General features: G+C 50.7%; 1 protein-coding gene. It reads right to left on the bottom strand.

Features of this window, described 5'->3' with window-relative positions:
• Positions 1-16: 16 nt before the first annotated feature.
• Positions 17-1,155, bottom strand: a protein-coding gene (locus tag GGE08_RS16025; RefSeq protein WP_257024062.1) for an IS3 family transposase whose coding sequence is annotated in 2 segments (ribosomal slippage) — positions 17-894 and positions 894-1,155 — 1,140 coding nt in all. Because the reading frame shifts where the segments join, the coding sequence is not laid out codon by codon here.
• Positions 1,156-1,222 lie beyond the last annotated feature (67 nt).

The following is a 1,222-nucleotide window of genomic DNA, read 5'->3' as shown; positions in this document are numbered from 1 at the left end:
TGTAGCCTTCCCTTTTTTAGGACATCGCTAAATTCATAAAATTATCATTAATGTCGTCTGTTTCGGGGAAGAATTCTTCCCCGAAACGGTTCTTGTATTCCCTGGGCGGCATATCCCCGATGGATGAATGGGGATGCCTTGTATTGTAATCCTCCATCCATTTTTGGGTCAGCGTCCTTACTTGGTGCAGGTCGTTGAACCAATAGGCATCTAGCACATCTTCCCTGTAAAACCTGTTGAGGCGTTCCATATATCCGTTCTGCATGGGCTTGCCGGGCTGGATGAACTGGAGCTCGACACGTTTGGCCTTGCACCATTGCGATAGTGCCTTGGATATGAACTCCGGACCGTTATCGCAGCGTATGGTCTTTGGCAGGCCTATCTCTTCCCCCAATTGTGATAAGGTCTCCACGACCCTTATCGCCGGATAGTTCAGCCCCACGTCCATGGCCAGGGCCTCCCGGTTGCAGTCGTCCATGACATTGAACACCCTTATCTTCCTTCCATCGGACAGCACATCGGCCATAAAGTCCATGCTCCAGACCTCGTTGAGCTCCATAGGGGCCTCCAATGGGTTCTTCGTCCTTGCGGGAAGCCTCTTCTTGTGCTTCCTCCTTAGTTTTAGGTTCATGGACCTGTAGACCCTCAAAACCCGTTTCCTGTTCCAGTTGTGGCCTTCGCGACGCAAACGCTTGTAATACACCTCGAATCCCCTTGTCGGCAGCTCTTCGGCCAGCTTGGAGAGGGCGTCGACCACCTCGGTGTCGTCCCTCCTGCTATGGTAGTACCACATCGACCGGGCAAGGTCAAGTACCCCGCAGGAACGCGATACACATACCGAATAGGCCTCCTGGAGGTATTTGGCGCGCTGCTTCTTGTCGGAAGGCCCTAGAACTTTTTTGACAGTACGTCCTTGAGCATGCGGATGTCAAGGCTGGCATCGGCGTACATCTGCTTTAGCTTGCGGTTCTCCTCCTCGAGTTCCTTCAAACGCTTCATATGCGCCACTTCCATGCCCCCGTACTTCTTCCTCCAATAATAAAAAGTGCTGGTGTCAATGCCCATCTCACGGGATATATCACCCACCTTGCGGCCCTGTTCGTTCTCTTTCAGTGCCTTGATGATCTGGCTCTCGGTAAACTTGCTTTTTTTCATGTGACAGTTAAAATTTAAAGTTAGAAAATCTGAATTTTAAACTGTCCTATTTTTAGGGAAGGCTACA

The sequence above is a fragment of the Allomuricauda sp. ARW1Y1 genome (assembly GCF_013407935.1).
Classification (GTDB): domain Bacteria; phylum Bacteroidota; class Bacteroidia; order Flavobacteriales; family Flavobacteriaceae; genus Flagellimonas.
This window is presented reverse-complemented; position numbering and strand designations above follow the sequence as displayed.